Origin of the sequence: Sphingobacterium sp. IITKGP-BTPF85 (assembly GCF_001006065.1) — a bacterium.
In the GTDB taxonomy this organism is placed as follows: Bacteria; Bacteroidota; Bacteroidia; order Sphingobacteriales; family Sphingobacteriaceae; genus Sphingobacterium; species Sphingobacterium anhuiense.
Genome location: NZ_ASZT02000013.1, coordinates 1 through 25,735, shown reverse-complemented (window position 1 = coordinate 25,735; position 25,735 = coordinate 1). Strand labels below are relative to the sequence as shown.

Annotated in this window: 25 protein-coding genes and 2 pseudogenes; 9 read left to right on the top strand and 18 right to left on the bottom strand. The window is 37.0% G+C overall.

The window, feature by feature from the left end:
- Window positions 1–11: 11 nt before the first annotated feature.
- The 7 genes from L950_RS04340 to L950_RS04310 form a co-directional block, all read right to left on the bottom strand.
- Window positions 12–923: a hypothetical protein gene (locus tag L950_RS04340; protein ID WP_021187842.1), complete on the bottom strand. Its 912-nt coding sequence runs from the start codon at window positions 921–923 to the stop codon at window positions 12–14.
- Window positions 924–1,060: 137 nt separating this feature from the next.
- On the bottom strand, window positions 1,061–1,630 hold the full coding sequence (locus L950_RS04335; protein WP_021187841.1) for a hypothetical protein: 570 nt from the start codon (window positions 1,628–1,630) through the stop codon (window positions 1,061–1,063).
- 118 nt (window positions 1,631–1,748) lie between these two features.
- Window positions 1,749–2,318 carry a hypothetical protein gene (locus tag L950_RS04330; protein ID WP_021187840.1) on the bottom strand — a complete coding sequence of 190 codons (570 nt, stop codon included), beginning with the start codon at window positions 2,316–2,318 and terminating at the stop codon, window positions 1,749–1,751.
- A 63-nt stretch (window positions 2,319–2,381) separates the two neighbouring features.
- A complete protein-coding gene (locus L950_RS04325) occupies window positions 2,382–3,368 on the bottom strand; it encodes a hypothetical protein (protein ID WP_156169518.1) in 987 nt (328 codons plus the stop codon).
- A 42-nt stretch (window positions 3,369–3,410) separates the two neighbouring features.
- A complete protein-coding gene (locus tag L950_RS04320) occupies window positions 3,411–4,148 on the bottom strand; it encodes an HmuY family protein (RefSeq protein WP_021187838.1) in 738 nt (245 codons plus the stop codon).
- A 448-nt stretch (window positions 4,149–4,596) separates the two neighbouring features.
- A complete protein-coding gene (locus L950_RS04315; protein ID WP_021187837.1) occupies window positions 4,597–5,352 on the bottom strand; it encodes an HmuY family protein in 756 nt (251 codons plus the stop codon).
- 108 nt (window positions 5,353–5,460) lie between these two features.
- Window positions 5,461–7,839 carry a TonB-dependent receptor gene (locus L950_RS04310; protein ID WP_021187836.1) on the bottom strand — a complete coding sequence of 793 codons (2,379 nt, stop codon included), beginning with the start codon at window positions 7,837–7,839 and terminating at the stop codon, window positions 5,461–5,463.
- A 337-nt stretch (window positions 7,840–8,176) separates the two neighbouring features.
- On the opposite strand from L950_RS04310, the gene L950_RS04305 reads away from it, so the two are divergent.
- From L950_RS04305 to L950_RS31870, 5 genes and pseudogenes are all read left to right on the top strand, one after another.
- Entirely contained in the window at window positions 8,177–8,998 is an 822-nt protein-coding gene (locus tag L950_RS04305) for a hemin ABC transporter substrate-binding protein (protein ID WP_021187835.1), read from the top strand.
- A 5-nt stretch (window positions 8,999–9,003) separates the two neighbouring features.
- A pseudogene (locus tag L950_RS04300) lies at window positions 9,004–10,034 on the top strand (FecCD family ABC transporter permease).
- Window positions 10,035–10,057: 23 nt separating this feature from the next.
- A complete protein-coding gene (locus L950_RS04295; protein WP_021187834.1) occupies window positions 10,058–10,867 on the top strand; it encodes a heme ABC transporter ATP-binding protein in 810 nt (269 codons plus the stop codon).
- A 72-nt stretch (window positions 10,868–10,939) separates the two neighbouring features.
- Entirely contained in the window at window positions 10,940–11,455 is a 516-nt protein-coding gene (locus L950_RS31875; protein ID WP_231576851.1) for a hypothetical protein, read from the top strand.
- Between the two features lie 145 nt (window positions 11,456–11,600).
- Window positions 11,601–11,894, top strand: a complete 294-nt coding sequence (locus L950_RS31870) for a helix-turn-helix transcriptional regulator (RefSeq protein ID WP_021187832.1) — start codon at window positions 11,601–11,603, stop codon at window positions 11,892–11,894.
- 410 nt (window positions 11,895–12,304) lie between these two features.
- On the opposite strand, the gene L950_RS29435 is transcribed toward L950_RS31870, so the two are convergent.
- Window positions 12,305–12,760, bottom strand: a complete 456-nt coding sequence (locus L950_RS29435) for a hypothetical protein (RefSeq protein WP_197086240.1) — start codon at window positions 12,758–12,760, stop codon at window positions 12,305–12,307.
- A 5-nt stretch (window positions 12,761–12,765) separates the two neighbouring features.
- Window positions 12,766–13,083, bottom strand: a complete 318-nt coding sequence (locus tag L950_RS29430; RefSeq protein ID WP_197086239.1) for an alpha/beta fold hydrolase — start codon at window positions 13,081–13,083, stop codon at window positions 12,766–12,768.
- 180 nt (window positions 13,084–13,263) lie between these two features.
- Here L950_RS29430 and L950_RS04280 point away from each other — a divergent pair, with 180 nt between their 5' ends.
- Complete coding sequence (locus L950_RS04280; protein ID WP_021187831.1) at window positions 13,264–13,830, top strand: Crp/Fnr family transcriptional regulator; 567 nt, start codon at window positions 13,264–13,266, stop codon at window positions 13,828–13,830.
- 191 nt (window positions 13,831–14,021) lie between these two features.
- Here L950_RS04280 and L950_RS04275 read toward each other — a convergent pair whose 3' ends face one another.
- Together L950_RS04275 and L950_RS04270 are read right to left on the bottom strand one after the other, a co-directional pair.
- The gene (locus L950_RS04275) at window positions 14,022–14,771 is read right to left on the bottom strand and encodes a DUF6268 family outer membrane beta-barrel protein (protein WP_231576850.1); all 750 of its coding nucleotides are present in this window, start codon (window positions 14,769–14,771) and stop codon (window positions 14,022–14,024) included.
- Window positions 14,772–15,003: 232 nt separating this feature from the next.
- Window positions 15,004–15,753: a lysophospholipid acyltransferase family protein gene (locus tag L950_RS04270; RefSeq protein WP_021187828.1), complete on the bottom strand. Its 750-nt coding sequence runs from the start codon at window positions 15,751–15,753 to the stop codon at window positions 15,004–15,006.
- 285 nt (window positions 15,754–16,038) lie between these two features.
- Here L950_RS04270 and L950_RS04265 point away from each other — a divergent pair, with 285 nt between their 5' ends.
- Genes L950_RS04265 through L950_RS04260 form a run of 3 tightly spaced genes read left to right on the top strand, consistent with a single transcriptional unit; the run spans window position 16,039 to window position 17,685 of the window.
- Window positions 16,039–16,713: a hypothetical protein gene (locus L950_RS04265; RefSeq protein ID WP_197086238.1), complete on the top strand. Its 675-nt coding sequence runs from the start codon at window positions 16,039–16,041 to the stop codon at window positions 16,711–16,713.
- Between the two features lie 38 nt (window positions 16,714–16,751).
- The gene (locus tag L950_RS29425) at window positions 16,752–17,063 is read left to right on the top strand and encodes a hypothetical protein (RefSeq protein WP_197086237.1); all 312 of its coding nucleotides are present in this window, start codon (window positions 16,752–16,754) and stop codon (window positions 17,061–17,063) included.
- 43 nt (window positions 17,064–17,106) lie between these two features.
- Window positions 17,107–17,685, top strand: coding sequence for an NAD(P)H-dependent oxidoreductase (locus tag L950_RS04260; protein WP_021187827.1), 579 nt, complete (start codon window positions 17,107–17,109; stop codon window positions 17,683–17,685).
- Between the two features lie 96 nt (window positions 17,686–17,781).
- On the opposite strand, the gene L950_RS04255 is transcribed toward L950_RS04260, so the two are convergent.
- The 7 genes and pseudogenes from L950_RS04255 to L950_RS04235 all read right to left on the bottom strand — a co-directional run.
- The gene (locus L950_RS04255; RefSeq protein WP_231576849.1) at window positions 17,782–19,224 is read right to left on the bottom strand and encodes an efflux transporter outer membrane subunit; all 1,443 of its coding nucleotides are present in this window, start codon (window positions 19,222–19,224) and stop codon (window positions 17,782–17,784) included.
- A gap of 7 nt (window positions 19,225–19,231) precedes the next feature.
- The gene (locus L950_RS04250) at window positions 19,232–22,420 is read right to left on the bottom strand and encodes an efflux RND transporter permease subunit (RefSeq protein WP_031286871.1); all 3,189 of its coding nucleotides are present in this window, start codon (window positions 22,418–22,420) and stop codon (window positions 19,232–19,234) included.
- A 20-nt stretch (window positions 22,421–22,440) separates the two neighbouring features.
- On the bottom strand, window positions 22,441–22,599 hold the full coding sequence (locus L950_RS36240) for a hypothetical protein (RefSeq protein ID WP_316930530.1): 159 nt from the start codon (window positions 22,597–22,599) through the stop codon (window positions 22,441–22,443).
- A complete protein-coding gene (locus tag L950_RS04245) occupies window positions 22,599–23,636 on the bottom strand; it encodes an efflux RND transporter periplasmic adaptor subunit (protein ID WP_316930529.1) in 1,038 nt (345 codons plus the stop codon). The genes L950_RS36240 and L950_RS04245 overlap by 1 nt, the downstream gene beginning before the upstream one ends.
- A gap of 222 nt (window positions 23,637–23,858) precedes the next feature.
- The gene (locus L950_RS04240; RefSeq protein WP_021187824.1) at window positions 23,859–24,314 is read right to left on the bottom strand and encodes a TetR/AcrR family transcriptional regulator; all 456 of its coding nucleotides are present in this window, start codon (window positions 24,312–24,314) and stop codon (window positions 23,859–23,861) included.
- A 294-nt stretch (window positions 24,315–24,608) separates the two neighbouring features.
- Complete coding sequence (locus L950_RS34945; protein ID WP_410528090.1) at window positions 24,609–24,860, bottom strand: SusD/RagB family nutrient-binding outer membrane lipoprotein; 252 nt, start codon at window positions 24,858–24,860, stop codon at window positions 24,609–24,611.
- Window positions 24,861–24,869: 9 nt separating this feature from the next.
- Window positions 24,870–25,714, bottom strand: a pseudogene (locus tag L950_RS04235) (SusD/RagB family nutrient-binding outer membrane lipoprotein); the annotation flags it as partial.
- Between the last annotated feature and the right edge of the window lie 21 nt (window positions 25,715–25,735).

Here is a 25,735-nt window from a genome sequence, read left to right as displayed (position 1 = left end):
GACAAATAAGTTTAATTTACAGCAATGGAATAATTACTTTCAGTCAAGATCTTACCGGATTTGTCCATTATCTTGAGGACGGTAATTTTATTTCCAAGCACTGTTGTTGGTATTGGGAGGCTCACGGTCAGCTTTGTAACATCAACTACTGCATTAGTTATTTTATAAGAATTGTTAAGGTTATCAACAGCTACAAAATGATCAAAATCGCTTTTGAAATAAAGTTCATAAAGTATTTTGCTGACTAACGGTATAACCAGGTTTTGTCCTTTTGTGGCATTATAAGCAACATTAGATTTTATTAAGGCACCAAGTCCAGGTAGTGCTACTTCGAAAGGATCACTAATTATGGAGAAGCGGCCTGAAACCAATTTCACCTGGTAACTACTTCCTGCTGTGAGGTTGTCTGGGGCTGTAAATTTAGCTACAAAAGAGGTTAGAGCGGTGTTTAAAGATAGTAACGTTTGTTTTCCATCTTTGTCTATTAAATAACCTTTTGTTTGTGTTTCATTGGGTATGATATTTTCTCCAACGAAGGTAAAGATCCCTTTTTCTGGTTCCTTTAGATAATAGGTGTTTACAGGGTCATTCAATTTGGCCTGTACCTGCGGTTGGTTGACCTGAAAGGATAATGTATAGTTTTTGCTGGAACCATCCTGCGCTCTAACGGTATAGGTAATGGGTTTTTCTGATTGTAATTCTATTGACGTGCCTGAAGCAGGTGTAATAGTGGCTAGTTCTGAGACTTTTATGGTCGGTGTAATGCTTTTTGGTTGGTCCACCAGCGGTGGCCAGTATAGGATTATACGGTCTTCCACAATACTTGCTGAAAAGGTATTGCCTGAAGCATCTCTTATGCTAAATGACTCGATCTCGTTATATGGTAAATCGGGGGTTTCTTTCTTGCAAGACCAACATGTCATAGTCAGTATGAAGATAGTTAATAATTGGAATGAACGTATTTGTTTTTTCGATAATGAAAGTAGCATGATTTTTTTGATTAAAAAGATCCGCAACCCATCCACAGGTTACGGCATCTTCTATAGATAATTATTGTTGTTTAAAGCGCTTTATACTCGATATTAGCATCAGCTTTTACCTGTAGTTGACCTGCAACAACTCGTTGCCCTACGTTACTGAAGTTATTGAGTTTTACGGCATATAAGGCACCTGAAGCGTTACCAACCAATACAGTCAGTGGTTGAATGGCTACATTCTCATGGGAACCTAGATCGTACTCATACCATGTGCCACTACCTAATGATGTTACTAGTGTAGCAGTACTCCAGTCCGATGCAGAAACAGCGGAGATGTCCGTCGTTACTGTTCTAATTTCGAAACCTGCATTTGCTTTGATCGAGCCATTAACATGACTGAAGAATGCTACTTGTCCACTGTTGATTAGACTTTGAGAACCTGTTGTAAAATCTACATAAACAGCAGGCCAGTTGGCAGCGTTTGATGGGCTCCACCATTGACCAACTACTGTTAAGCTGGTGTTTGCTTTTGCTTGAGTAAGCGCTAAAGGAGCTGTTACCTGTTCCGTTTTTGGGGCCGCTGCCCATACTGCTGCCGATAGCACTGTCACGGCCATTGCCGATTGTAAGATTGTTTTAATGTTTAATTTCATGTTGACCTCCTGTTTTTTATTTATTTAATGTTGATGCCACCTTGGCATACTGTGGATGCGTGTTATTTTTATAAAAACCGTATGTTCGAAAATTATATTTTAATAATCTTAGGTATTTTTATAAAGCTTTATATTCAATGTTTAAATCAGTTTTCATTTGAATTTGGCCAGTAACTATTTTTTGTTGTATATTAATGAAGCTATTCAGGGTTAATGCATACAACGCTCCAGAACTGTTGCCAACCAGTACAGTAATGGGTTGAATTGGTAGGATGCTAATTGTTGATAAATCAAATTCATACCACTCGTTATTTCCTAGTGATGTTACTACATTAGCAACAGACCAATCAGATGCCGAAACAGCCGACATGTCTGCCATTACTGTTCTAATTTCGAAACCTGCATTGGCACGAATAGTTGCATTGACAAAACGGGATAATGTGATTTGTCCACCATTACTTAAGCTTTGGTTACCTGTAGTAAGATCTAAATAAATAACCGGCCAGTTTGCAACATCTGAAGGAGTCCACCATTGACCTATTACGGTGAAGTTGGTATTTGCTTTTGTTTGAGTAAGCGCCAAAGGAGCTGTTACCTGTTCTGTTTTTGGAGTTGCTGCCCACACTGTTGCCGAAAGCACTGTTACAGCCATTGCCGATTGTAAGATTGTTTTAATGTTTAATTTCATGTTGACCTCCTTTGTTTTATTTATTTAATGTTGATGCTACCTTGGCATATTGTGGATGCATGTTTATGATTCCGTTATCGTACTGGTGTACAGCTGGGTTTTTATTACGTCAGGCCAGTCTTTGAACTGGAATTTGATCTGGACATTTTCGAAACTCCCTGTTGGAAGGTTTTCCGGTAGCGAAACCTGCATTTCGGTACGGGTATGGGATTTGATCGTAAGCGGGTAATCTATGCCGTTAAGTGTCATAATGACTGCTGTCGGATCGAGTAACACTTTGTCTGAGCTAGCATTGATAGTCCAATCCGCTTTTTTAGCCAATTTTAAACCCAATAAAGTTAAAGCTACATTCGGTTGTCGATAGGTAATCTTGATCGGATTGGCCAATATAATGGTATGATTAAGGTTGGTCACTTCGACATCGTATGTACCCGCTATGATATCCGAAGGAATACGATACTCCCGTTCTGTCCCTGTATAAGTTAATTGATACCCGTTAGCCGAAACTTTTAAACTATTCGGAGTTGGCATCTGAACACGTTGCTTGGTCTCTTGGTTGATGAGTACTATACTGACTAGAGAAGAGTTTGTATGCATAAAAGTCCCATTTATCGCTGGAAGTGTGGTTCCTGGCCCTTGTGTAAGTGCAATGGAAGATGTTGATGCAAAAGTCGCTTCAAAAGAAGGTGTACTTTGTAATTCGATCTTTAGCTTGTAGGTACGGGTTGTTCCTGTTGCAGATTTTACGGTGTATGTCTTATCTTTTTCATCAGTTTTAACAGGCAAGATCTCCTCCGTGATTTTGGCTCCAGATGATACCTGAATTGTAGGATCAATTACTAATAATCCATAATAATAGGGTAAGTAAACCGTGATGGTATTCTCGTTATTGTCTATGGCACCATAGATAACATCATCATTCGGGAGGTTGGTCACCTTATATTCTAGTATTTTGTCACTAGGAAGTAAAGGAAGATCCTCAGTTTTAGTACAGTTACTAAACAGTAACCCAAGGAATAGTATGCTTATAAAAGTGTATATTCTTTTCATTTTATCTAAATATTGAACTATCGTATTTATGGACATTATTATTTAATTCTTGATCTCAAATTTGGTACTCCCAGATTTCGCTAATACATACTGGAAAGTAAAGAATGGTGTAGGTGAAGTTCTAAACCAATCTTTTGGGTCTAATAAGTCTTTGTAAATGCTCTGTATTTTGATTTTTGCATAATTGCCATTGGCTGTGCGCACGATCAAGGTATGTTCTTCAATTGGATAACAAACGTGCTTTTTGTTTTCGGCTCCACCACCCTTGATGTCGCCACCAAAATCATATAGATACCATCCCAGGCCTTCGCCAAAAATTCCTGAGTCATCCGTTCCATACGCTTTTTCTCCCTTGCGGAATTCAGCATCGGAAGGAATATCTACAACATCTTCAAATTTTTTCTTGACTAGATAAATTCCACCTTTACCAGGTCCACCTACCCCATATCCATTTGAACTATTATTGCAATTGATAAAACTCCTGTATATGTCTGCGAAAGAAATATCCCAACGTGCTGTCAGCCTATAATCTGGCGTAATAGCCTTATTCTGTTCTAAACTATAATATATAGGTGATTGCTTAGTTGTGGGTAAGGTCCCGGTTGGTAAGTCCTCTCCAAAGTTCTTTACTGAAATTAAGCGATTGAACATTCCTTCTGAAATATCTGGATTCGGTTCAGGTTCTATTTTAGGATCGCTTTTACTGCAGGCGCCTAGCAATGTTAAAAAAACAAAGATTGCAACGAATTTTAAAAGGGTATTAGTTTTTGTTATTTTCATTTTTAGTGCTATATATTGTAATACTATAATTTCAATTATTCCCGTGGTTATATGATCAGGTTATTTGATTGTTATCTTTATTTATATTAATTCTAAATAATAGTAAAGGTAATGAGTTTAGCTTATCCATTGTATATTAAAAATGATATTTAATCTATGCTTTTTGCTTTTTAGAGTTTAGCTTTTAAGCTTATTTGTTAGTTGTAATAATCAACAAATATTTCTTGTTAAATAGCTGTTAATTAGAAGTTTAATATTTTTTAAGGATAATCACTAGCCTGTGGATTATTAAGAGATTTGGAATCATTTACTCATTAATACACTATGGTATAATTGCGTTTTTATTTTTATGATATGATCAGCATCTATGAAAATTACTTTACCATAAATATTATTTGATAAAATTTATGGCAGAATATACTATTAACGGATAATTAATTTTCATTTTTTAGAGCGTGTTTGTGTTTAACGCCTTACTACCATCCTCTTGTACATAGTATTTGAATGTATAATAGGGTGCGGGCCAGTTCATATTTGTAACGGCAGATGGATTACCTTTGTAGGCATTGATAAGTTGTAATTTGGCATATTTCCCATCAGGAAGTCTAATGACGTATGTCCTGTTAGGGAGCGCCTGCATAATGTGATTGTTCAGGCTATATCGAAACCATCCATCTGAACCTTCTGAAGATGCCCATCCGATTTTGTTAACTTCACTTTTATTAAATTCGTCATCCGAAGGTGCGACGGTGATACTTTGATAGGGCTGTTTAATTAAGATGACTGCGCTATTATTTGCCTCTCCTTGATATCCTGGGTTATATTGGTATTGCGCATTGTTGACAAAAACTTCAGAATTATAGGGGCCAGTAAAAGCTAAGTCCCAATCTTTCGTTTTCAGCCATTGAGTCGAATCTGCTTTTGTCTTAATCCAAATTTGTTTCTGATCCTTAAATCGAAATAGAAAAGTATAAAAGTTACGTTTTTCTTTACCTTCTGTTCCATCTCCCATAGAAGCATCGGTATCACCTGGAAGATCTTTAATGACGATACTCTTGCCATCTTCAAGTACAATATTGTACTCTTTATCCTTGCCACATGAGGCAATAAGAAATACGATAACTGTAGAGAAAATACAACGACCTATTTTATGAAAAGAAATCCATATGCTGCATTCAGCTATTATTAGTTTTATTGTATTCATTTTGTAGCAATTTTTAAAATTATAAAACATCTTGAAAGGAGGGCTAGCTAGCATTTAAAACTTAATTGCTGTTCTCCTATTTCTACATGCTATGTGGCTTTGGAAAATTTATTCTTTGATCCAACGATAACTCAGTCCACCCATGATGACACGACCCGGTTGTCCAAGTAAATAGCGGCTGGTAAAATTAAATAGGTTATCTCCAATGAGACGAAAAGTGAGCTTTCCTTTCATCAGACTTTTTTCAACGGTCATATTTAAAAGCGTATGGTATGGAATGAAAATATCATTCTTGTCTATGAATTGATTTCCATTGTATTCCTGGAATGGTGTATTTCCCCTAAAATTAATTCTTGCATTGATATTCATATCCCAAGGTTTATATGCGTACTGCGTTTTAAAATTGATCATGTGTCTTGATCTATCTTCAATACCCCAATAGTCTGATTTTTTACTTTGTCGATATTCTCCTGTTTCAGGATTATTGATTTGATTATATGGAAAGTTTCCGCTTGCTATACTGTCTAAGACACTTAAATCTTTTGCTATTAAATATTGATAGCCTACAGAGAACTGTAAAACTTTGTTTGCTTGATAAGTAATTGAAGTTTCGAAACCTTTGTTCATCGCCTTCGGTAGATTGCGGTAACTGTAGATCTGAGCAACATTCGTCCCATTCCCGACACTGACCGTATTGATCTGATTATTGATGCGATGATAAAATACGGAAATATCAGCTTGAATTTTTTGACTAGCATTCCATGTTAAACCAATATTATTAGACAGGCTAGTTTCCGCTTTTAGATTTCCTGCGACTAAATTCAACATATAACTGTTTTTATAGCTCAATTCACCAGCCGCATCCATTGCTGAAATAACATCTGCCACGCGTTCAGTACCAACTACCATATAGTTTGCCGCTGGATTGTAGAATACCTGATACCGCATTTTGTAATCAGGAGCTTTAAATCCTGCCCCAAAACCTGCTTTGGCAACAAGAGTTGAATTAATATGGTATTGTAAACCAAGACTTGGGCTGAGACGACCATTATATACATTTGTTTGGTCATAGCGTAGTCCCAATGTGGTCAGTAGCTGATCAACAGGTTTCCATTCGGTCTGTAGATATACAAAGCCGGTATTTAACGATCTTTTAGCATCCAGTTTTTGATCATCCATTACCTCTAGACTTCCACCGATACCAGCTGTAAATTTTAGTTTTGTAATAGGACTATAAGCAAACTGTTGTTCTATTCGATGTACATCTTGACCAAATTCTTCAGCGCCGGCCAATACTCCTTGTTGCAACCACTGAGCAGCAATTTCTGAGTGAAAACGAGAATAATAATAGCGAGACATACTCCGAATCCCTGATTCAAAGTTATGATCATAACTCGCTGCTATGTTAATGTCCTGATCTTTCTGGGTATCTTTCAATATGGTCTGTTCAGACCAGGCATTGATCATCTTTGATACTCGGCCTGCATACCTCGCCGTAATACCGATTGTTCCATTTTTGCTGATACGATAACGTGTGCGTCCTTGAAAACTGTAATTGGTATATGGGGGATAAGTGGTACTATTTGACTCCAGATAGTTTTTGTCAGTATTAAATCCATCAGTGCGGTAGTAGTTTCCGGATAAAACAATACTTCCACGTTGATTGTCAAAAGGTGTTTCAGCTTCTAAAGTTGCATCTACCGTGTTTAATGTGCCATATAGAAATGAAGTGTGTAGCTGTGGCGTCACTGCACCATGTCGCGTAATGATATTAATAGCACCTCCTAAAGCATCACTGCCATAAAGACACGATGAAGCTCCTTTTATAATTTCTATACGTTCTATATTTGTAACTGAAATTCTTGATAAATCAAAATTCCCACTGTTTCTCCCCAACATGGGTTGTCCATCTACTAATACCATCACATAGTTGCTACTAAAACCTTGGATCTGTACCCCGACAGCTCTTGATCCTCCGGCAATGTCATTGACTATGGCAATACCTGTTTGTTCTTTCAATACTTCATCCAGTCGGCGACTCCCCATCAATTCGATTTCACGTTTGGTAATAATCTTAACAGGCATAGCTGCATTTTCGGCTTTAACAAGATTGTCTACCGCTTCCAGTTTACGGTTTACTTGTACCTCATCAATATGGCGGTTATCGGTCTCTAGTATAATATTCAGCTGCTGTTTTTTATCTTCTAGATCAATGGTTCGTTGGAATTTCTTATAACCAAGAGCTTGAACTTCCAAATCATAATTACCTGCATAAAGCTGATTAAAATGGAAATGACCGGAAGTATCTGTCTTTATAGCCTTTTTATCAGGATATAAATAAACCGTTACGTTTGGTATCGCTTTGTTAGATTCGTTTTTTACAGTGCCACTAATCTGTAATTTATCTTGGGCATGAGTTACTATTAAGTTGCATGCACATAATATCAGGAGAGAACTAGTTCGTATTAAGGAGCTTTTTGTAAACACTAGGTTATTTTTAATCAATCTAAATAATATTACAAAAAAGGCAATTGAATTGAACTTTTCTATATGAAAACTGACATTAATTCTATTTAATTCGATTTGAATATATCCTTTTACAACTTTTAAATTGATGTATTTGATTGATTTATAGTGGTTTTTGACTTTATTTAATCTAAGGTATACGCAAAAGGTAAATTTAAATTAATTTGTATTTAGACTGATTATTGATTTGTTTTGTGTTGAAAAGCGTTAGATAAGTTTTCCTGTCATGATGCGTTTAACTTGAATTAAAGAAAAAAGAATGAGTAGATTTTGCTTTATTATAATAATCCATTGTTGTATGTATATTGCTTTTGGTGGTCATGCACAGCAACGGATTATTACATTGAACAGTTCCATTACTGAGACGATATTTGGATTAGGTGTGGGGAATCGTGTTGTTGCTACCGACGTGACCAGTGTCTCACCTATGGCTGCCGCAGCTTTGCCCCGTGTAAGTAAAAATCGTTCAGTTTCAGCAGAGGGATTACTTTCGTTTGAACCGAATATCATATTAGCAAATGAAGGTGAAGTTCCTGCAGCAATCATTCGACAAGTACGCGCAGCTGGTGTAAAATATATAGCCTTAAAACCCAACTATACAATTCCAGGCGCTTTAAATTATATACAGCAAGTGGCGGATGCCATTAGTCAACCTGAGCTCGGAAAAGGAGTGGTATCCCAAACAAAGTTAAGTTTGAACCGTATTACTGAATTGGTTAAAAGTGAAAATAAAGGTAAAGTTCCTCCAAAAGTTCTTTTTATTTATGCACGTGGTACGGGCACTATGAGTGTCGCCGGTAAGGGGAGTAGTTTAGATGCAATCATCAATTTAGCTGGAGGAAAGAATGCTATTCAAGAGTTTTCTGATTTTAAACCTTATACGACAGAAGCGCTGGTACAGGCCAATCCAGATATAATATTGCTATTCGATTTTGGGGCTAGTAGTTTGGGGGGTGAGGATGCAATTTTAAAATTACCCGGTATGAGAATTACCAATGCAGGAAAAAATAAACGTATTCTCGCGATGAATGCTTCTTTATTAGTCAATTTTAGTAATCGGCTACCTGACGCAATTCTGGAATTGCACAGAGGTTTTGTAAGAATAATGGATTCAAAGTAATCGATGTGTATAAAAGACAGAAGCTAATTTTACTGGCACTTGTATCAATTTTAATTGTCGTGTGTATAATTTCCTTGGGATTAGGGGCTTATTTTATTCCTCCCAGAGATATTTTTTCCTTGTTGATGCAAAAAACGCATTTAGCATCAGCAACACCCATCAACAGCATGCATGAGGATGTCATTTTTGAAATTCGGTTACCACGATTATTACTAGGCGTACTGGTAGGGGCAGCATTGGGTATCTCTGGAGCAGCTATCCAGGGAATATTTCGTAATCCATTAGCAGAACCGGGACTCATCGGTATATCTTCTGGCGCATCGTTATTTGCAGTTATGATTATCGCTTTTGAAACATTGGTTTTCACCTCACTTTCAGCTTGGATCGGTTATTATGTATTAGCTTTTGGAGCATTTGCGGGTGCAGGTTTAACAGCATTTTTGGTTTATCGTATAGCTAGTAAAAATGGTAAGCCATCCGTAACAACGATGTTATTGGCTGGAATTGCGATTAATGCTTTTGCTGGTGCACTGACGGGCTTGATGACCTATGTCTCGACCGAGCAGCAATTACGGACCATTACATTTTGGTTGCTTGGTAGTCTGGGTGGAGCTACATGGGAAAATCTATTGGCAGTTGCTCCATTTATAATTATTCCCTTAATCTGTTTACCTTTTTTGGAAAATCATTAAATGCATTCGCTCTCGGTGAAATGCAGGCCGATTTATTAGGTGTACAAACCGACCGTATCAAAAGATGGGTTGTAGTCCTTTCAACTTTAGCTGTAGGAGCTTCTGTAGCAGTTTCAGGTATTATCGGTTTTGTGGGATTGATTGTTCCTCATATTATTCGTCTTATAGGTGGGGCAGATCATCGATTTGTTTTACCTGGATCGTTGCTGTTTGGCGCTTTGGTGCTGACGCTAGCAGATGTTATAGCTCGGGTTTCGGTTGCTCCAATAGAGCTTCCAATTGGCGTGATCACCGCCCTATTGGGAACTCCTTTGTTTTTATATATTTTGATAAAGGAAAAATAATTAGTTCAAATATAGGGTCTGTTATGTTACGTGTAGAGAAACTTAATTACGAAATCAAGGGAAGAAAACTCCTGAAAGATGTTACTTTTCAAGTACGGAAGGGAGAGGTATTGGCTGTGTTAGGTGCCAATGGCGCAGGAAAATCTACTTTGATGGGATTACTCTGCGGAGAAAAGAAACCCTGCTCAGGTAGCATTCACTTAAATGGAAAGCTACTGTCGGATTATACTCCATATATTTTGTCACAATGTAGAGCTTTATTGAGTCAGCAACAGCAAATGACTTTAAGTTTTAAAGTCGATGAAATTGTATTAATGGGACGTTATCCGCATTATAAAAATGTACCTCAAGCACATGATCTCGAAGTTGTAGCCGAAACAATGAAACTTTGTGGTGTAGCATCATTTGCAGACCGTGATTTTCTAAGTTTATCAGGTGGTGAACAGCAACGTGTCCATTTAGCTCGGGTCTTAGCACAGATATGGGATAATCCAGATGCACTCTTGCTCTTAGATGAGCCTATTTCAGCATTGGATTTACATTATCAGCAGAAAGTTTTAGGTATTGCCAAAGCATTGGCGCGCAAAGGACTCATGGTTATTTTGATCGTACATGATGTTAATTTTGCAGCTACATATGCCAATCGCATTATGATGCTCAAAAATGGCAGAAAGCTATTTGATGGTACGCCTGTGGAGGTTTTGAATAAGAAAGAAATCTATACTATTTTTTCAGTCGAATCAAATGTGACGATGAATCCAAGAACATTGAAACCTTATGTTCAACTTGAAGAAATGCATGTTGAATTTGATAGTTATTTAGAAAGATTATAAATAATTTTAATATTCCAGCTTATTTCATTAATTTTAACTGCGCAAAGCTTATTTTAAACTGTAATCATGTTAGTGAAAAGTAAAATAGTAGAGTTGGAAGATTGGCTTTTTGAGGAAGAAATCCCGGACAGTTATGTGCCAGACAAACCACTGGTTGAAAACAAAACCATTATTGAAATGGGGCCTGTGCATATGGAGAATTTTCAACTTTCAACTTCTGGTCTTTTTATATTACATTCTAAAATGAACTTCGATAGACCTGTACAGATCCTCACTGAAATAGAAGGTGAAACGATTACAAGTCAATTTATATTTTTTAAACCAAAAGATGCAAAAATGCCCTATGGCATGAGTAGACATAATATTCGTTACATTCCTTCTGTGCGAACAACCCATCAAGTAGAACCTGGTATTGAATATATTTATTTTATAGCAGTTATATCTAAAGAATATTACCTCAATTTAATTAAGAGAGATTCTTTGCTCCATCAGCAGTTTGTGCATGAGATCGAAAAAGGGCAATATGCTTCATTTTCTGAAGAAGATCTTGTTGCTACTTACGAAATGCAACATACCATTCTGAATTAATTGAATCAAAGAAAAAAGGAGAAATAAGAAGATTACATACCGAGTCTCGGATTGTTGAATTGCTGATGTACCAATTGAACAGTACAACGAACAAAAAGGAAATACGGATTCTTTATTTCATGAGGAAGATATTCAACGGCTTGAAATGGCACGACACATCCTGGAGCAACGTATCGCAAATCCACCGACCCAAAAAGAACTGGCTGCAGAAGTGTTAACCAGTGAAAGTAAACTGCGTAAAGATTTTAAAGAATATTTCTCAGTTACTATTCACGATTATCTAACACGTGTACGTATGGAAAAAGCTAAAAATTATTTGTTAGCGGATAAAAAGACAGTATATGAAGTAGCATTGTTGACGGGGTATGGACATCAAAATAACTTCAGTAGCGCATTTAAAAAATATTACGGTATTTCTCCCGGAGAATTAAAAATGTAAGCACTTTTCAGCTAGACTTTCTTGTACACATGTGATGAGCTGATCTATATCTTATAAAGATTTTATTGAGTCATAATAGAGGGTTTCTAGAGGGTTCGTAGAGGTAAAGCTCTATATATCCTCTATTTTATCTCTATGTAATATCTGTATAATTACTTCACTAGTCTTAGTTAAATAGGAGTATATCTTAATGCGTGTCTAACAATATTAAAATCAGAACCAGAAGAATGATTTTGGTATTCAAGAAGGAGTACTTTTGATAAGAGACTAAATTTTTAGGTGTATACTTGATGAAGAGATGAAGAATAATACTATAAAGCCTCTTGATTTTTTCAAGAGGCTTTATATTTTACTAGAATTTCCTGTTTTGGAAACCTTTTTTAGAAAAGAAAGTTATAAGAAACTTCTTTTTATTGATTTAAAAACTCGGCAACAAAAGCATCAAATGCTTGTGGGTTTTCTGCCTGCACCCAATGTCCTGCATTAGGGATTGTTTTTATTATGGCTTTTGGAAACTGCTTTTCGATAGTTGCTTTGTCTTCGGGCAGGATGTATTGTGACTTTTCACCAGCCAAAAATAAAGTAGGTCCTTTAAATATACCTGATTTGACACCTACTGTGATAAACGAAGTGTATTTACCTTTCAGAACGTCTAGATTGAAACGCCACCCTAGACTTCGGTCTTCTTTGATATACACGTTCTTCAATAAAAACTGGACAACTCCTGGTTCTTTAATATAGTGCTCAAGTGCTATCTGTACATCTTTACGATTTTCGACAGTTTCAATATTAACGGCACTTAGTGCATTGAATATATCTTCATGATGCGGAGGATAGGATTTGGGGGCAATATCAGCTATAATCAATTTAGCTACTTTTCAGGATGATCTATAGCAAATTGCATGGCAACTTTACCACCTAATGAATGTCCAATAAGATCAATTTGATCCGCTCCAATAGATGCGATATAGGCAGATAGATCATCAACCATAACTTCGATAGACATCTCTTCACTATGAAAACTGCGCCCATGATTACGAAGATCCAAAAGATGCACTTGTCTTTTTTCTCCAAAATTGCGGCCAAATGTTCCCCAATTATCGGACATGCCAAATAAGCCGTGTATAACTACTAACGGAATACCCGCGTTTTCTGCTCCATATATCTTGCTGTACTGTAGTTCTTCCAATGTATATTCTGTTTTAATGAGTCTTTTGTTATTGATTCAAAATTACAAAAAATAAATTTTATAGGCTTAAATGTAAAACGAATAACTAAAGCGCATGAATAGATCTATCTGCAAAAGATTAAATGTAGCTTTGTAATAATAATTTTGTTAGAACGTACAGAAATTAGATATAGAGCATAAATGATAGCAGCATTTTTTCGTGATTTTGGAATTTTTTCGGAAGAGGAGATTGCACAAGTTCTTCAACTTTTTACGATCAGAAAGTTGAATAAAGGAGAATATTTTGCTCGTGAGCATGAAAAAAGTAATGAAGTGGCATTTATTCGATCTGGGATCTTTCGCTCCTTTTATACAACTCCAAATGGTGACGATATTACTTATTGTTTTCGATTTCCAAATGATCTTATGGCGGCCTATTCTTCTTTTATAACTGGTGGTCCTAGTGTGGAAGCCATACAGGCTATTGTGCCGACAGAATTATATGTGATTCAGAAAAATAAACTTGATCAATTGGTTCTTGAGAAGCCGATATGGACTATGTTTCTTAAGATAATAGCAGAACAGCAATATCTAGAATTGGAAAAACGGGTTTTTCAATTGCAGAAGGAAACTGCCGCCCAACGTTATGCATCGTTGCTCAAAAATCAACCAGAATTTATCTTGCAAATCCCATTACATTATCTCGCTTCCTACCTAGGTATTACGCAACGACATTTGAGTCGTATACGAAAAGAGATTACTTCTTAGTCACTAATGTGATATTGATTTATTAATGTGACCTTAATGAATAAAAAGCAATCATTAAGGTTTAGATGGGTATATTAATAATTTTTAGAAACTTATTATAGCTATTCCTTGTCTTGCATCTTTGAATAAAGATTGCCTCTTATATTAAAGGGCCAGATTTACAGTGATAATATCTGACTCCTTTTGCTTTATTATAAATTCATCTTTAAACCTGCCGATGCATAGGGAGATGTTCTGAAATAATACTCTTTATCTTGAAACATACTTTTCAATGTTCTATCTGTGATCTGAGCTGGTCGCCAAAGATTCATACCAACGGTTAGCGGTATTGATATCTTTTTTCCTATTTTTATTTCTGGACGAAAACCCGCAATCATATATAAATGTGAAAACATTTTATCTTTTCCTTCTTGTTGTAGTAGAGCTGTCTGGCCATTCATTTCTGCGATAAGATTTAACCGGAAATTTTTCGTCAAATCATATCCTACCGCCATTTCTAAGCCCTGCATAAGAGCTATCTTTACTGCATATTTCCCCTCAGTTTTCCAGTTGAGATAAAGGGCAGGAAAGACCATTGGGAAACCAAAAGAATTGTTGATCATAATGCCACCGCCTAAATCCAAATTTGGTTTTAAGTGACGAATGAAAACAGTTCCGACATTGCCAAGTACATTTTTGAATCCTGCTTGTGAAAAATCAGTATTAGACATAAAAATACCTCCACCGATAGTCGCCAGTATAGACCACCGGTCGTTCAAAGGTCTCAAATGAGTTAGATTCATCCCAATATTTAATATTTCATCTACGACTAAGGGCGCTGTAAAGTTTTTATTGTCCAGCTTTGCATAAGCACCATTCGCACTTATAGCCCAGAGTGTGGGACGTTTATTTTCGTTCAATTTCAAAGATAGAGGAATCGTAATGTTAGCCTGGTGAACCATAGCAGCACCTTGACTATCACCTACTTTTCGCTTTTTTCGTTCTCTGATTTTCGGTAGTCCGATTTTCCAATATATTCGGTTTTCATTTCTATTTGTACTTGTGCATCCACAAATTGGCAGGAAATAACCATTATAAATGCGAAAAGCACTGTTTTTTTAATTTCAAAATTTCTGATCATATGAAGTATTTAATTTTTATTAAGACAATTGGTAGGTACTTTACCCTTTATTTTTATTTCCAACGGCGATGTGTCCACAACCACCAACTAGGGTCTTTTTGTATGCTTTTTTCCAGCATGGACGCAAATTGCTTAGTTATCAATCCTTCTGAAGTTGCTGCTGCATGATCACATATCGGTTTAATATCAAGTTCCCACTCTAGTTTATTTAAAGGTTGTAAGGAAACATATCCTACAGATGTATTTAGTTGCCTTGCTAGCTTTTCTGCACCAGAAAACATGAAGGTAGTTTGTTGTAAAAACTCAACAGCAATTCCATTGTCATGTCCAGGAAATTGATCTGCAATAAATAATGTAATGGAAGGAGTTTGTTTTTCCCGTAAAAGTATCCTTAATGCATGTTGAGCAGGCAACAGGCGCATACCATGTTTGGTCCTTTTTTTATAACTTAAATAATTTAAAAATCTGTTTTTTAAAGGTTTATATAGAGCTTGTGTAGGTATGTTTGTAAATTGTGGTATTTTCGTTATCAGCTCCCAATTTCCGTAATGACCTAATAACAGTATAGCTTGACTTCGTTGTTTTTGGAGCCTATTGATCGTTTCAAGGGCTGATTCTGATAAATGTATTTTTACCTGACGAGGATGAAAATTTTCCCATATAATACGGGCAAGATTTTGGTAGAAATTATGACGATGTATGTTAATTTCCTGATAGGACAAGTGAGGGAAGGCGCGAGCGAGATTTTGTACGCATACGCTTAGCCGATATTTACAAACTTGTCCAATGAAATAACCTAACATATTGATTGTTTTTTAATGTTCCGAGAAATTTTAATACTATGCCGTAATTTGTAGAAAAACTAAATCCTATTATTTCAGTACTTCAACAAGTATCCCTTTTTATATCTGACAACCGGATGCTCCCTTACCCTTATTAATTTTTGAAAAAGAAGAGGTCTGAGATTAATTTAATACTAACCAGAAAATTAATCTTTATAGTCAGAACTGTTCTTATGTCACAATTACCTTTTAGACATATGTCCTGTAGAGGTTAAGTTTTCAGCGATATTTTTGTATAAAAAAAATATGCAAAAGAATATCTTAATTATTGGAGGTAAAGGATTGGTAGGGAAGACTATTTATCGGATACTTAAATCCAGAAATCCTGATGCTGACCTCTTCGTGGGAAGTCGGAAAGCTACTGTGGAAAATAATGAACTAACGATTGATGTCAACCAACCGGATACTTTTCAGTCTATTTTAGATAAAAAAATAGATATTATTGTGTTGAGTGTAAATGATAACGAAGACAATGTTTTACATTTTGCGGTTAAACACCATTTGGATTATATTGATATTACAAAACCAACTCCAGCATTGATGAAAGCCTACCACTCGCTCGTAGGTCATGATATCAATAGCCGGATTGTATTTGCATCGGGTTGGATGGGAGGAATAATTGCTGGTTTGATCAAGGCGAATGTAAACAGCATGACTGATATTGAAAAAGTTGATGTAGCCGTTTACTATTCTGTTAAAGATCTTGCAGGAGAAGTTCAGCTCATTTTATGGCAGAAAATGTTGCCAAACCTTTTGTCCGATACCAGAACAATGAGCCCGTACAGATTAAACATTTTTTGGATACCGATTATTTTAATTTTGGGTTTGGAATCGGCCGTCGGCAAATTTATAATTTCGACGTACCGGATTTGTATATCCTTAATAAAGTTGAAAAAATCTCAGACGTCTCTGTCAAGATGACCTATAATTCTAAATTTATAACCTGGTTATTAGGGACGATGCAACAATTTGGAATTTTTAATAGCCTGTCTCTTAATACTAGGAAGAAAGTTTTCGGATCGAGTGGAAATGGAGATTTAGCAGTCTTCGAAATTACTGTAGCAAATACTGATGGAAAATTTAAGAAAATTAGTGTGCTCAGTGAGAAAGGGCAGGCTGAATTGACTGCCTTATCAACAGTTATACATATTGAATCTCTTTGCAAAAATGTTTTTAATAATCGTGTCTATTTTGCGCATGAATTGCATAAAAAACAGGACTTGCAGCAACAATTAGTGGAATATAAAACCATTAATGTAAAAATATATTAATGGATGTGGCTAAAATGTAATGTTTACAAATTTAATGACGCTAATGAAAAATATAGTAATTATCAATGGACATCCTAATAAAGATGCACTAAACTTTGCTCTTGTAAAAGCCTATATTGAAGGAGCCGAACAATCAGGAGCCGAAATAAAGGAGATTACAATAGCAGATATGGAATTTAATCCTAATCTCCAATATGGTTATCACAAACGTATGGACCTAGAACCAGATTTAATCAAAGCTTGGGAAATTATTTTGTGGGCAGATCATCTTGTATGGGTACATCCGGTATGGTGGGGCGGATTGCCTGCCTTAATGAAGGGATTTATAGACCGTTTGTTTTTACCGGGTATGGCTTTTAAGTATCGATCTGATTCGATATTTTGGGATCGACTGTTGAAAGGTAAAACTGGGCATATCATTACGACATTGGATCAGCCGGGCTGGTATTACCGTCTTATCTATGGAAGACCAAGTATCAATCAGTTGAAAAAATCAACACTGCAGTTTTGTGGTGTTACTCCAATAAAGGTAAGCTACATCGGTATTGTAAAAACAGCTGATGAAAATTTGCGAAAAAAGTGGATAGAAAAGGTTAAGAGGTGGGGAAAAGATAATCTGTAGAATTAATAATTTTTAAAAAGGGCTATATAAGTTTTAAAAATAACAAAGAAGCAGGTCTCATAAAACTTGCTCCTTTGTTATACTTGTATATATTAATTATTGATTCCAGCCACCACCTAGAGATCGGTATAAATCGACAACAGCAGCAAGTTCTGCCTTCTTAACTTGTGCAAGTTCCAATTCACTTTGTAGCATATTGCTTTGAGCTGTGATGACTTCCAAGTAAGTTGCCATCCCGGTTTCGAAAAGCACATCGGCATGTTGAATAGCTTTCTTCAATCGATTGGTTCTTTCTAAAGTGATGCGTTGCTTTTCTTTTAATTTCTGTATTGAAATTAAAGCATCAGATACTTCACCAACTGCTGTGATCACTGTTTGTCTAAATCGGATAACATTTTTTTCTTGATCAATTTGTGCGATTTCATATTGTGTTTTTAGTTCACGACGTTGAAATATAGGCTGGGTAAGGCTTCCTGCGACAGCACCAAATAGGGAAGCTGGTATGTTGAACCAATTGCTGCTTTTGAAAGCATTGATTCCAGCTTCGGCACTGATAACTAAGGAAGGATACATCCTAGCTTTAGCATATTGTTGATAGGCTTTGGAACTGGTAACAGCAAGTTCTGCTTGCTTAACATCAGGTCTACGGCTCAATAAATCGGCAGGTACACCCGCAGACCAATTGTCAGGAAGTTGAATATTTGCCAGTTTTTCTTTGATTTTAATCTCCTGCGGTAGTCGACCACTCAACGTTTGAATGGCATTCTCCTGTAAATGGATCTGCTGTTCAAAATCTGGAATAAGACTGGCCGCAGCAAGACGTTGCGCATCCACTTGCTCTACAGCCAACATACTGATGTCACCAACTTCGTATTGTTGTTGGACAATGCGTAAGGTACTGTCGCTAAGACGTAGATTTTGCTGTGCAATCTCATGTAGCTGATAAAGCATAAGCAACTGGTAATATCCCTGTGCTACTTGAGAAATCAGTTGTGTCTGTACAGCTTTTTTTGCTTCTTCGGTCTGTAAATAAGAAGCTAATGCTGCGGTATTTTGACTCTTGATCTTTCCCCATAGATCGGCTTCCCACGATAGTCCTAACGATGCTGTATAATCTTCAACATGATTTTGACCTAGAAATTGTCCTAGACTCAACCCATTCATACTGTTATTGGATGGATTAGTACTGTTTGCCTTTATCTGCAATTGCAAATTTGGCAAATAGTTAGCTTTAGCTTGTTTTAACATCAGCTGCGATGACTCGATGTTTTTGATGGCGAGTTGCATGTCTACATTTTGATGGATGGCACTATCAATCAGAACTTGTAAAATAGGGTCTTGAAAGAAGTCTCGCCATGGAATGGAACCGATGCTCGTTTCTTTTGCTCCTTCTTCTTGATCACGAAACTGTGTAGGAAGGGGAGGAGCAAGATCCTTGTTGCTGATCAGTTTATCGGTTTTACAAGACCATACAACAAGGGGTAATATGAAAGCCATCAGTATGTTTACTTTTATATTCATGTATTTCAATTTTGTCATTGTTTCACTAAACATTAGTATGTGCGGGTACTCTAACCACTTCTGATTGGTCAAATTCTTGTTTTTCCGTAGGCTTTTGACTTACTTTCTCTTGTATATATTGGAAGAAAATAAAAAGTACCGGAATGATGAATAGGCCAAGTACAACTCCACTGAGCATACCGCCTGCAGCGGCAATACTAATAGAGTGATTTCCTTGCGCTGAAGGACCAACTGCCGTCATCATTGGGATCATTCCTACGATAAAAGCGAGAGAGGTCATAATGATAGGCCTCAGACGTAGTTTTGCAGCTTTTAGAGCAGCACTTGCAATCGAAAGTCCTCGTTTACGTCCCTGAATAGCAAATTCAACGATAAGAATGGCGTTTTTGGCTAATAAGCCGATCAGCATAACCAAGGCAACCTGAACATAAATATTATTAGATATATCTGTTAGACTAATCGCAGCAAATACGCCGAAGATTCCTGTTGGAATAGATAGGATAACTGCTAATGGAATGATATAACTTTCATATTGCGCAGCAAGCAGGAAGTAAACAAATATCAAACACAAGATGAAAATAAGAGTAGACTGTCCACCCGAAACAATTTCCTCTTTTGTCATACCTGAGAATTCATAAGTATATCCTGTAGGGAGGTGCTGTTTTGCTACCTCTTCTACCGCACGAATAGCATCTCCTGAACTGTATCCAGGTTTTGGAATCGCATTGATACCAATAGAATTGAATAGGTTATAGCGTGATGCTGTCTCCGGACCATATACACGTGTCATGGTAACCAGCGTATTGATAGGAACCATATCTCCCTGACGATTTTTAACGAAAATCCCGTCCATAGAAGAGGGCTCGGTACGGTCTTGTACGTCAGCCTGAACCATGACGCGGTAATACTTACCGAATCGGTTAAAGTCTGAAGCCTGCGAGCTTCCGAAGTATGCCTGCATGGTCTGCAAAATACTTTTGGTACTTACACCGAGCTGTTCAGCCTTTATGTCATCAACCTGCAGTTCGAACTGCGGATAGTCGGCTTTGAATGTGGTAAAGGCCATCATAATTTCAGGACGTTGCATCAGTTCTCCAATAAACTGTTGTCCTACAGTACTAAATTTACCCAGTTGGCCACCAGTTCGATCTTGTAAAACCATATCAAGTCCATCAACATTACTAAATCCAGGAACAGTTGGGAAAGTAAAGACGAAAAAATTAGCACCTTTAATTTTAGATAATTTCTGGTTAACATCAGCCATAATAGCATTGATATCTTTTATAGCTCCCCGTTCTTTATGTGATTTAAGTAAGATAAAAGCCACACCAGCAGATGGGCTAGTTGACTGTGTCAAAATATTGAAGCCGGCTAAAACATTCAATGTTTTTGTAAAATCGGCATGTTGCAACTGTTGTTCTGCTTCGGCTAATGCGCTTGATGTACGGTCTAAAGATGCTCCTGCTGGCATTGAAAGAGATATTGCAATAAAACCCTGGTCTTCCGAAGGAATAAAACCAGTTGGAGTCTTGCGAATCATGACAACAGTAAGCAGTAATATCACGCCCAAAGCACTAAATGCAATCCATTTGTAACGAATTAAGAAACGCAGACTACCGATATAGTTTTTAGTTAATCGATCAAAACCGACATTAAATCCAGCAAAAAAGCGTTCTTTAAAGTTGAGTTGCTTTTTATCAGATTGGTTATGATGCGTAGGCTTTAAAAAAAGTGCACAGAGTGCCGGGCTCAAAGTCAACGCATTGATAGCTGAAATAACAATAGCAATGGCCAAAGTAAAAGCAAACTGCCGATAAAATACGCCTGTTGATCCCTCCATAAATCCGATTGGAAGGAATACCGCCGACATAACTAATGTAATGGAAATAATGGCTCCTGTGATTTCACTCATGGCCGATGTTGTGGCCAGTTTTGGAGACAGATGTTCATTCTCCATCTTAGCATGTACAGCTTCGACGACGACAATAGCATCATCGACCACAATACCGATGGCGAGGACAAGTGCAAATAGTGTCAGCAAGTTGATCGAAAAGCCGAATAACTGCATGAAGAAGAAGGTTCCGACGATCGCTACAGGAACTGCGATGGCAGGAATCAGTGTTGATCTAAAATCTTGTAAGAATAGGAATACGACTAAAAATACCAGTATAAAAGCTTCTATTAAAGTATGTTTAACTTGGTCTATGGATTGATCCAAAGCATCTTTCGTATTATAAAGCACTAAGTATTTGACCCCTTTTGGAAAACTTAATGATGCTTTTTCCATAAACTCCTGGATCGCAATCTGAATTTCATTGGCATTGGAACCTGCCAATTGCATTACACCGATATTAAGTCCAGGTTTACCATTGATTCGAGTGTGGCTGGCATAGGTATAAGAACCCAATTCAACACGGGCAACATCCTTAAGTCTTAAAACCGAACCATCTGTATTAGAGCGAATAATAATGTTTTCGTAATCGCTTGGCTGGTTAAGTTTTCCTTTGTATTTGATAACAAATTCGAAAGCCTCTTTACTGCTTTCTCCGAATTTTCCGGGAGCTGCTTCAACGTTTTTATCCTGAATGGCCGCCATGACTTCCTCTGGTGTCAGTTTGTAAGTCGCCATCTGATTAGGCTTGAGCCATACACGCATCGAATAATCTTTACTTCCGCCAAAGGGCAAAGCTTGTCCTACTCCGGGGATACGTTTAAGTTCAGGAATAATATTGATCTGCGCATAGTTGGTAATAAAAGTTTGATCATATTTGCTTTCATCTTCCGTATAAAGATCTAATACCATGATCAGACTGTTTTGCTGCTTGGCGGTTGTGATCCCCGCCTGTACAACTTCGCTTGGAAGTTGGCTGGTGGCTTGTGAAACACGATTTTGGACATTGACTGCAGCCTGGTCCGGATCAGTTCCTAATTTGAAATAAACGGTAATCATGAGAGAACCATCATTACTGGCTGTGGAACTCATGTAACTCATATTTTCCACTCCATTGATGGACTCTTCAAGAGAGGGGGCTACAGCACGGAGTACCGTTTCGGCATTTGCTCCGGGATAAAGTGCCGTAACTTGCACCGCTGGTGGAGCAATATCGGGAAACTGTTGCAAAGGAAGTTTTAGGATCCCGATGATCCCCAATATGACGAGCAGAATGGAGATAACTGTAGCAAGTACGGGTCTTTCTATAAATTTTTTAAACATTTTGTTTATCGTATTATGTTTTAGTTGATGCTGTCTTTAGGTAGTGCTTGTGGGGTGATCACTTGACCATCTTGAAGCAAATCAATTCCCTTATATACGATACGGTCTCCTTCTTTAAGGCCGTTACTAACGAGGTAATTGGATCCGCTTTTGCCGATGACTGTGATAGGCTGTTGCACTACTTTGTTTTCTTTGTTAACAGTATAAACGAAATTTTATCCTGCATCTCGAGGGTTGCCATTTGTGGTACCAATAGCGTATTGTCATATTTTTTCTGCAATCGTACACGTCCCGTATTTCCATTTCTTAAAACACCTTCGGGATTCTTGAAAGTAGCACGTAAAGTAATGGCTCCGGTGTTTTTGTCAAATTGACCGTCCACCATATCGATCTTACCAGTTTGATCATATATACTTTGATCAGATAGCACTAAGTTAATCGGAGGAAGATTGTTTAATTTTTGTTGTAAATTGCTTCCTGCTGTGTTGTTTTTGAATGCAATGAAATCATTCTCGCCTAGAGAAAAATATACATGTAGATCCTGTACATCAGACAGAGCCGTTAATGGTTGTGCATCAGATGGGCTAACCAAACTTCCTTGCTTTTTTTGCAATCTTCCGATAAAGCCATCAGATGTGGCACGGATCAACGTATATCCAACATTTATTTTAGCGGATTCAATTGCTGAAATGGCAAGTTGAACATTTGCTTCTGCTGCATTTCGGGCGCTGATTGCTGTTTTGAGTTGGAAATCTGTCAATACCTTATTATTGACTAACCGTGTCTTTTTCTCTACTTCTAAAGACGCATTTTCTAATGCTGCACGGGCAGATAGTAAATTAGCTTTCGCTTGATTAAGTTGCTCTTGATAAGGACGATCATTAATTTTGAAGAGTGCCTGACCTTTCTTAACTTTTGCTCCTTCATCGACAAAAATACGGTCCAAAATACCTTCTACCTGAGGTCTGATTTCAATGTTGGCCGATGCTTCGATGCTAGCAGGATATTCCTGATAGACTGTTTCCTCACCGTTTGATATGGTCATTACCGGTAAGTTAGCAGGGGGAGGAGGTGCTGGTTTGCTTGTTCCTGTGGTACAGCTGTACAGGAAAATTGCAGGTAAAAAATAAAGCGCCTTTACTACATTAAGTTGTTTAACACTGTTAAGTGATAAGACGTAAATTCTCTTAAAATCTAGTAATAGATGTGTTTTCATGTTATATTAAAAAATTGAGGTATGGTATATTTAACGCTGTTAAATCTTTTAACGTTGTATTATTTAAGGTAAAAAAAAACTAATCAGTAAGCGAACGTGTAATTCCGTAAATCGCGTCTTTTAAAACTTGTTGGTTGGTAATATCTCCATTACCTTGATTCACCAGATTGATCGATATTAATCCATGTATAATAGACCAGTATGTAAAGTACTTTCTACAGATCAGTCTTCCGAAGGATTTTTTTCTTTCATAATTTCTCGGATAACGTCACTGATCATCTTCCCGTGTGATTCAGCACATTTATATGTTTTTTCAAAACCACAGCAGGCAGTTCCGACACCAAACATTAATTGATAAAGTTCACGTTCCTCGAATGCAAAATCCCAATAGCTAAACCACATAGTTTCCAATTGTTTTTCCAGATTTGTTTCTGTAGATTTTGCTTCTTTTACTTTTTGGGCAAGGAGCCTGTAACCTTGGTTAGCAAGTTCTGTTAAGATAGCATCTTTGTTTGCAAAATATTCATAAATCATGGGTGCCGTATATTCGATGATATCGGCGATCTTACGCATGCTCAATGCTTGCCATCCCTCTTCTTTTACAATCTGAAGAGAGGCGTCAAGAATATTGCTTCTATTTTCGTCTTTAAGACGTTGTATGCGATCTTTACTAGCCATGCCTTATAAGCATAAATGATTTAACAGTGTTAAGACAAAATTGTGATTTTTACTTTTTATTTGTGACATATCAAAGTCATTAAATAAAAAAGAATAATAAACCATTGTTCATTTAAGATAAACCTGCTTTTGTTATCATTTTTATTGATTTTATGAGAAAGATCATATAAATTAGTGAAAAATATATTTTTTAAAATTCATAGATCTGATAGATAGATGTTTAGAAAATATGCTTAAATAAAACAAAGCCATACCTTTTCAGATTGGCTTTGTTTTAAGAAAATTAGGAATCACTTATTTGTTCCACCATAATTTATTCGTAATCACATCATCGCCCTGTTGTGCAAGCGAAGCCTGATAGTTGACTTTATTGGTGCTTTGCTCTTTAATCGGGTAAACCAGACGACTAGGGATAGCATCTCCGATTTCAGGATTGAAAGTATAGGTAACAGGCTTTCCATCTACAGTACCACTCCATACCACATCTCCCTTTTTAATTAAGAATAAAGGATAACCGGTACGTCTCACTTCAGACCATGATTCAATGCTTTGATTGAATAAAGCTAAATATTTTTGTGATAGTACGCGTTCTTTATTAGCTGCAGGCAGCTTGTCTAAGTAAGCAGTAATGTCGGATGCAGCCACTCCCCATTTTCTAGGGATGCACGTGTGCCATTTACATATTGGGTTTGATCCCAATTGCTATTTTCAGATAACAGGAAAGCTACTTCTGCATATTCTAATAGTACTTCTCCATAGTCTGCAGCATTGATTACCGTGCCTGGTAGAGAAACTTTGTCGGCTGGGAATAAGTTGCCGGCAGCTAAAGGTAAGCCGTAGGGTTGTCCAAAATACGTATTTGTTGCAGTTGTTGGTCTTGCATATTTATCAAGTCTAGGATCTGCAGCTGTAAATGGTCCTCTTTTTCCTTGTAGCGCCTCAACAATGACATTGGAAATTGCAAAATCTCTACGGTTTGATGTTGTAGCACGAAATAAAGGTGCTTCGTTTGGTGAAGTCTTAGAGTATTTAAATACGGCATTGTCACTGTTAGCGGTGAAAATGCCTTTGTTTATCGCGTCAGCAATATGAGTTTGTGCAAGATTGGCATCCTTTGTTTTGATCCGCGTTGCTAAGCGTAAACGTAGCGAATTGGCAAACTTCGCCCACTTTGCATTATCACCTTGATAAATGACATCGGATGCACCAAATGTTTTTTCACCTTTATATTTGATCAAAGTATCAGCTGCTTGCTTCAATTCATTCAGGATATCTTTATAGATTTTTTCTTGACTGGCATATTTAGGCGCCAAGTTATCTGGATCTTGCTGTAGGGCTTCAAAATCGGGATCTGCATTGCCATAGGATTGATATGGAATATTACCAAATACATCGGTCAATGAATGGAAAGCATACGACTT

What these genes read in the sequence shown, in the direction of transcription:
- L950_RS04340 (WP_021187842.1), bottom strand. Translation starts at nt 923, where the DNA reads ATGACATGTTGGTCTTGCAAGAAAGAAACCCCCGATTTACCATATAAC.
- L950_RS04335 (WP_021187841.1), bottom strand. Translation starts at nt 1,630, where the DNA reads ATGAAATTAAACATTAAAACAATCTTACAATCGGCAATGGCCGTGACA.
- L950_RS04330 (WP_021187840.1), bottom strand. Translation starts at nt 2,318, where the DNA reads ATGAAATTAAACATTAAAACAATCTTACAATCGGCAATGGCTGTAACA.
- L950_RS04325 (WP_156169518.1), bottom strand. Translation starts at nt 3,368, where the DNA reads ATGAAAAGAATATACACTTTTATAAGCATACTATTCCTTGGGTTACTG.
- L950_RS04320 (WP_021187838.1), bottom strand. Translation starts at nt 4,148, where the DNA reads ATGAAAATAACAAAAACTAATACCCTTTTAAAATTCGTTGCAATCTTT.
- L950_RS04315 (WP_021187837.1), bottom strand. Translation starts at nt 5,352, where the DNA reads ATGAATACAATAAAACTAATAATAGCTGAATGCAGCATATGGATTTCT.
- L950_RS04305 (WP_021187835.1), top strand. Translation starts at nt 8,177, where the DNA reads ATGTATATTGCTTTTGGTGGTCATGCACAGCAACGGATTATTACATTG.
- L950_RS04295 (WP_021187834.1), top strand. Translation starts at nt 10,058, where the DNA reads ATGTTACGTGTAGAGAAACTTAATTACGAAATCAAGGGAAGAAAACTC.
- L950_RS31870 (WP_021187832.1), top strand. Translation starts at nt 11,601, where the DNA reads ATGGCACGACACATCCTGGAGCAACGTATCGCAAATCCACCGACCCAA.
- L950_RS04280 (WP_021187831.1), top strand. Translation starts at nt 13,264, where the DNA reads ATGATAGCAGCATTTTTTCGTGATTTTGGAATTTTTTCGGAAGAGGAG.
- L950_RS04275 (WP_231576850.1), bottom strand. Translation starts at nt 14,771, where the DNA reads ATGGTTCACCAGGCTAACATTACGATTCCTCTATCTTTGAAATTGAAC.
- L950_RS04270 (WP_021187828.1), bottom strand. Translation starts at nt 15,753, where the DNA reads ATGTTAGGTTATTTCATTGGACAAGTTTGTAAATATCGGCTAAGCGTA.
- L950_RS04265 (WP_197086238.1), top strand. Translation starts at nt 16,039, where the DNA reads ATGCAAAAGAATATCTTAATTATTGGAGGTAAAGGATTGGTAGGGAAG.
- L950_RS29425 (WP_197086237.1), top strand. Translation starts at nt 16,752, where the DNA reads ATGCAACAATTTGGAATTTTTAATAGCCTGTCTCTTAATACTAGGAAG.
- L950_RS04260 (WP_021187827.1), top strand. Translation starts at nt 17,107, where the DNA reads ATGAAAAATATAGTAATTATCAATGGACATCCTAATAAAGATGCACTA.
- L950_RS04255 (WP_231576849.1), bottom strand. Translation starts at nt 19,224, where the DNA reads ATGACAAAATTGAAATACATGAATATAAAAGTAAACATACTGATGGCT.
- L950_RS04250 (WP_031286871.1), bottom strand. Translation starts at nt 22,420, where the DNA reads ATGTTTAAAAAATTTATAGAAAGACCCGTACTTGCTACAGTTATCTCC.
- L950_RS04245 (WP_316930529.1), bottom strand. Translation starts at nt 23,636, where the DNA reads ATGAAAACACATCTATTACTAGATTTTAAGAGAATTTACGTCTTATCA.
- L950_RS04240 (WP_021187824.1), bottom strand. Translation starts at nt 24,314, where the DNA reads ATGGCTAGTAAAGATCGCATACAACGTCTTAAAGACGAAAATAGAAGC.